Origin of the sequence: Bradyrhizobium sp. STM 3809 (assembly GCF_000239795.1) — a bacterium.
In the GTDB taxonomy this organism is placed as follows: domain Bacteria; phylum Pseudomonadota; class Alphaproteobacteria; order Rhizobiales; family Xanthobacteraceae; genus Bradyrhizobium.
Map to the genome: position 1 here is coordinate 1 of NZ_CAFJ01000108.1, position 5,660 is coordinate 5,660.

The 5,660-nt window shown below is 67.8% G+C and carries 5 protein-coding genes; all 5 read right to left on the bottom strand.

Going from position 1 to position 5,660, the window contains the following annotated elements:
* Window positions 1-487: 487 nt before the first annotated feature.
* Complete coding sequence (locus BRAS3809_RS05685) at window positions 488-1,474, bottom strand: 3-hydroxybutyryl-CoA dehydrogenase (protein ID WP_035655412.1); 987 nt, start codon at window positions 1,472-1,474, stop codon at window positions 488-490.
* Window positions 1,471-2,565: an NAD/NADP-dependent octopine/nopaline dehydrogenase family protein gene (locus BRAS3809_RS05690; RefSeq protein ID WP_035655414.1), complete on the bottom strand. Its 1,095-nt coding sequence runs from the start codon at window positions 2,563-2,565 to the stop codon at window positions 1,471-1,473. Before BRAS3809_RS05690 ends, BRAS3809_RS05685 begins: the two co-directional genes overlap by 4 nt.
* Before the next feature lie 12 nt (window positions 2,566-2,577).
* Window positions 2,578-4,092, bottom strand: coding sequence for a class I adenylate-forming enzyme family protein (locus tag BRAS3809_RS05695; protein WP_008961147.1), 1,515 nt, complete (start codon window positions 4,090-4,092; stop codon window positions 2,578-2,580).
* Between the two features lie 3 nt (window positions 4,093-4,095).
* Window positions 4,096-5,382, bottom strand: a complete 1,287-nt coding sequence (locus tag BRAS3809_RS05700; RefSeq protein WP_035655416.1) for an acyl-CoA dehydrogenase family protein — start codon at window positions 5,380-5,382, stop codon at window positions 4,096-4,098.
* Window positions 5,379-5,660, bottom strand: a 282-nt coding sequence (locus BRAS3809_RS05705; RefSeq protein ID WP_139017318.1) for an alpha/beta fold hydrolase, incomplete at its 5' end; no start/stop codon positions are given. The genes BRAS3809_RS05705 and BRAS3809_RS05700, both read right to left, overlap by 4 nt.

A 5,660-nucleotide genomic window follows, 5' to 3' on the forward strand; every position in this document is an offset into this window, starting at 1 on the left:
TGCTTGCAGGGACGACCAAACCGCAGACCTCGGGCGCAATGCGCCGCGAGAAGGCGATCTCATGCCGGCCGCTGTTTGAACCGTAAATTCCTCCGCACCCGCCGCTATCGTCCCGGACAAGCCGTGACGCGCAGAGCGCGGCGGGGCGCCGATCCGGGATCCATAATCCGCGACAGATATGAAGGGCACAAAAGCCGATGAACAGCCTGCCTCAATCCGCTCCCTGGGGGTATGGGTCCCGGCTCAAGGCCGGGACGACGGCGGAGTGTGTCGATGCAAGCCACGACGACAAGACAATGGCGGCGTGCGAAGCTGCCGTAGGGTGGGCAAAGGCGCTGCCGTGCTGCGTCTCAAATCTGAGCTGATGATGGCGCCGTGCCCACCATGCTTCCGCGGATGCCGAGCGAGACGGTGGGCACGGCGCGAGAGACATCGTCGCGCAACGGTGACGGCGTGCCGCGCCTTTGCCCACCCTACGGCGCCGCCGTCAATCCACCACCGGTGGACGGGCCAGCTTGAAATGCCTGAGCATCTCGACCAATGCGCCGAGCCGCTGCTCGCGATAGGCGCTCACGTCCATCCCCGAGTAATCGAGGAACCCCGCGCCCGTGCGCAGGCCGATCCGTCCCTCGGCCATGTTGCGCTCGATCACGTCGGGCGCGCGGTAGCGGTCGCTGCCCAGCGCACCTTCGAGATAGCGGCTGGCGTAGTAGAGAATGTCGCCGCCGCCCCAATCGATGAATTCGAGCAAGCCGAGCACGGCGTAGCGGAAGCCGAAGCCGTAGCGGATCGCCTTGTCGATCTCCTCGGCGCTGGCGACGCCTTCGCCGACCATGCGCGCCGCCTCGTTCATGGCCAGCGCCTGGATGCGCGGCACGATGAAACCCGGCGTCGCCGCGCACACCACCGGTACCTTGCCGATGTCTTCGAGCAGCGCCTTCAGCCTCGCCGTGACCTCGGGGTCGGTGGCCTGGCCCGGCGAGATCTCGACCAGCGGAATCAGATAGGCGGGATTGAGCCAATGCGCATTGAGGAATCGCTCGGGCTTCTCCACCGCGCCGGAGAGGTCGTCGACCAGGATCGTCGACGTCGTCGAGGCGATGATCACGCCGGGGCCGACCGCGCGCGACGCTGCGCCGAGGACCTCGCGCTTGAGATCGACGATCTCCGGCACGCCCTCGAACACCAGCGTGGTCTGCGCCAGCACATCGTTGCTCGCCGCGGCCGGCGCGACGGCGATCCTGCCCATCAGCCGGTCGGCATCGGCGCCTTGCAGCATCCCGAGCCGGGCCAATGTCCCGAACGTCGCGCCGATCTCGCCGAGCGCCTCGCGCTCCAGTTTGGCAAACTCCTCCGCCGTGCGCGGCTTGATGTCGATCATCGTCACGGGATGACCGGCATAGGCGAACGCGACGGCGATGCCGCGGCCCATGCGGCCGGCGCCGAGACAGGCGATGTGACCGCGCGTGCTCATGCGGCGAACCCGCTGCGCAGCAGCGTCTGCAACGCCGTTCGATCGAGACCGCCCAGACCGAGGCTTTCGAGCGTGCGGCCCGTCGCCCGAAAATCCTCGCCGCAGATCGCGCCGCCGATCGCCAGGAACGCACGGGCGAGCGGCACGGCCGTGCCGGTCAGCTCGGCGGCCGAGATCAGGAACGACAGGCCGAGCCGGAGATCCTCGCGCATGTAGCGATGCTCCGTCAGCACCAGCCGCTCCCGCCAATCACCGGAGTCCGTCAGCCTGTCATGCGAGCCGCGGCCGTACATCCAGATCTCGCCCTCTTTGGCGTAGTGATGCGCCAGCGGAAAATGCGGCGCGCCGTAGCCGAGCGCCTCGCGCACCGCGATCCGCTCCGCATCCAGCGCATCGGTGACGCGCCGGATCGACGGCTGCGTGCCTTCCTTGTGGATGTCCCAGCGCTCGAAATGCTCGATGGGCCCCGCGTTCATCACGATCAGCGGCGGATGGATGATGCAGCCGGCATTCATCAGCGCGCCCGACAGCGCATCGCCGCACGGTTCGATCACGCCGGGGAAGGCGCGGCTGATCACAGCGAGCGCATGCTCGGCCGTGTTCAGCGGGAAGACGCCGACCGGCAGCCGCTTGGCGCGAATGGTGATCGCGACCTCGAACGGCCCATGCTTGCGCGTCAGCCACGGCAGGGTGCCGGTCTCGGCGTAGCTGACCTTGGCTGTGTTGCCGGCGTCGCGCGCCGCAGCCGCGAAGATCATCGTGCCGAACGTCGCCGGGGGAAGGAAGACGACCTGGCCGTCGGCAAGATGCGGCGCGAGCTGTGTCGCGATGTCGGCTTGCGCGAAGGCCGGCGCCGGACAGAGGATCAGCTCGGCACCCCGGACGGCTTCGCCGATGTCGGTCGTCACCAGCGCGAGCTTGGCCTCATGCCGGCCGTTGACGTCCTTGACGATGATGGTCGATCCGGCGGCCTTGTGCTGTGCCACGCGTTCCGCGTCACGCCGCCAGAGCCGGACCTCGTGCCCTGCCAGAGAGAAATCACCCGCGGCCGCGAACGAGCCGTTACCGCCGCCGAGCACTGCTATCTTCAAGAGCGGATCTCCCTATCGGTCATCTGGCATCTGGCGCAGCAGGTGGTGCTGCACCTTGCCGAGCGCAGTGCGCGGCAGGTCGTCGACGAAGATGATGTCGCGCGGCACCTTGAAGCGCGCGAGCTGCGCCTGCAGATGCGCACGCAACGTCTCGGCGTCCAGCGCACAGTCCTTGCGCTTGACGACGAACGCCACCGGCACCTCGTCCCAGCGTGGATCCGGCCGGCCGATCACGCCGCAGTCGACGACGTCGGGATGCTCGTTCAGGACGCGCTCGATCTCGGCGGGATAGACGTTCTCGCCGCCCGAGATGATCATGTTGTTTTTCCGCTCGAGCACGAAGAAGTGCCCATCCCCATCGCGCTGCGCGATGTCCCCGGTGCGGTACCAGCCGTCGTGGATCGCCTGCTGGGTGGCTTTGGCGTTGCCCCAATATTCGAAGAACACGTTCGGCCCGCGCACCGCGATCTCGCCCGCCTTGCCGGCGGGCAATTCGTCACCGTCGCGATCGATGATCTTGGCTTCGCAGCACAGCCCCGGCAGGCCCGTGGAGCCGGCACGCGAGAGGTCGCCGCCGAGCCGCGTATAGACCGCGATCGGGCAGGTCTCGGTCGAGCCGTAGACCTGCAGCACCGGCACGCCGCGCGCCGTGATGCGATCGATCAGCGCCGGCGGCACGATGCTCGAACCGGTCGAGACCGCCTTGAGCGAGGACAGGTCCGCAGCCGCCCAGCCCGGATGCTCGGTGACGGCCTGGATCGTCGCCGGCACCAGCACGGTCAAGGTCGGCCGCTCGTTCACGATTGCCGTGAGTGTCGTGTCCGGCGCGAAGCGCGCATGCAGCGTGACCGTGGCGCCATGATGCAGCGCCGGCGTGGTCTGGATGTTGAGGCCGCCGACATGGAACAGCGGCAGCACCGTCAGGACGTGATCATCGGAGGTGAGACCATGCATGTGCTGGCTCATCACCCCGTTCCACAGCAGCGCCTCCTGGCGCAGCACCGCACCCTTCGGCCGGCCGGTGGTGCCCGAGGTGTAGACGATCAGCAGCGGGCAGGAGAGATCGATGTGCGGATTGCGATCGTCGCCGCGGCCACGCGCCAGCAGATCGTCGATCGCAAGACCGTTCGCCGGCGCAAAGTCGATGCCGACCGCCACCGTCTCCGGATGCTGCTCGGCCAGTGCCGGCAGCACCGGCGCGAAGGCCTGCTCCAGCAGCAGCACCTTGGCGGCGGCGTCCGACAGGATGAAGACCTGCTCGGCCACCGCAAGCCGCCAGTTCAGCGGCACCAGGATCGCGCCGAGCCGCGCGCAGGCATAGAGCAGGACCAGATAGTCCGGCCGGTTCAGGCTGAGGATCGCGACGCGATCACCGCGACCGACGCCGAACTCGGACTTCAACGCCCGCGCCATCGACGCGATGCGCGCGCTGAACGCGGCATAGCTCAGCGTCGCGCCCTCGAAGCGGATCGCCGGCTTGTCCGGCGTAAACGCGGCGTTGCGCTCGATCAGGCTGCAGAGGTCCACGCGCTATTCGTCCGTCTCGCCGGGCTCGTACAGCGCCTCGCGGCCGATGCGGTCGAGGCACAGTTCGGCGGTCCAGGGCAGCATCAGCGAGCCGCAGCGGCTGTCGCGATAGATGCGCTCCAGCGGCAGGGTCTTCAGCATCGACTGGCCGCCGCAGGTGCGGATGGCGAGCGCGGCAAGCTCGTTGGCGCCTTCCATTACCGAGTACTGCGCAGCATAGGCGCGCAGCACCTGCTCCTTGGTCGGATTGGCGCGCGCCTCGGTGACGGCCTGGAACCAGATGCCCTTGATCTGCTCCAGCTTAATCTGCATCTGCGCCACCGCGATCTGCTTTGTGGGGTACATCCGCCGCTTGACCGGCGGCATGCCCGGCACCTCGCCGCGCAGATATTTGAGGGTGAAGTCGTAGGCGGCCTGCGCCAGGCCCATATAGGTCGGCGACAAGGTCATGAACATGTGCGGCCAGCGCAGCGCCGCCTGGAAGTAGACGCCGCGCGGCATCAGCGCGGCGTCCTCCTCGACGAACACGTCCTTGAAGATCAGCGTGCGCGAGACGGTGCCGCGCATGCCCAGGGGATCCCAGTCGCCGACCACCGAGACGCCCTCGCTCTTCGCAGGGATTGCGAGATAGAGCGTATTGCGCCGCGAGGCCTTCTCGCCCTCGCTGATCTCGGTGCACAGCACGCCGTAGTAATCGGCGTGCCCGGACAGCGAGGCAAAGATCTTCTTGCCGCTGACCAGCCAGCCGCCCTTGACCGGCTTCGCCTCGGTGCCGAACGCGACGCCGCCCGCAGCGGCCGCGCCGCCCTCGGAGAACGGCTGCGAATAGATCGCGCCGTCCTCGACGATACGCTTGTAGTGGATCGCGCGACGCCGCTGGTGCCCGGCGCGGACGTCGTCCTCCATGTCGAGATCGTCGGCGAGCGGTCCCGACCACAGCGTCGAGCAGACATGCATGTTCCAGGTCAGCGCGGTCGCGCCGCAATAGCGGCCGATCTCGGCCGCCGCGAGCGCATAGGTCTGGTAGCCCGCGCCGAGACCACCGAGTGCCTTGGGCACGGAAATGCCGAGCAGGCCGACGCGATGCAGATCCTTGTAGTTATCAGTCGGGAACGTCGCCTCGCGGTCCCAGATGGCGGCGCGACCCGCGAGCACGCTCTGGCCGAGCTGTCGTGCGCGGCTGATGATGTCGGCCTGCTCGGTGGTCAGCCGGTAGGCGCCCGGATCGAACATCGGGGCATCGAGCGCCTCACCGGAGGCCGTTGCCGTCTTCTGGACCTGAATGGTCATCGTGCCTCCGTCGTCGTCGCGTGTGTTGCCAGAAAGGAATCGAGCGCGGCGTTGAAGGCGCCGGGACGTTCGAGATTGACCAGATGACCAGCGCCTTGAAGCTCGACATATTGAGCGCCGGGAATGAAGCCCGCCATCTTTTCCATCATCGGCGCCGGCGCGTTGCGATCCTTCGATCCCGAAAGCACGAGCGTCGGCACCTTGATCTCCTTCAGCGCCTGCCGCCGGTCGAAGCCGAGCAGCGCCAGCATGCTGCCGCGATAGCTCGCCTCGGGCAC

Bases quoted from the DNA above. Each gene is read 5' to 3' on its own strand.
- BRAS3809_RS05685 (WP_035655412.1), bottom strand. From the start codon at position 1,474: ATGAGCACGCGCGGTCACATCGCCTGTCTCGGCGCCGGCCGCATGGGC.
- BRAS3809_RS05700 (WP_035655416.1), bottom strand. From the start codon at position 5,382: ATGACCATTCAGGTCCAGAAGACGGCAACGGCCTCCGGTGAGGCGCTC.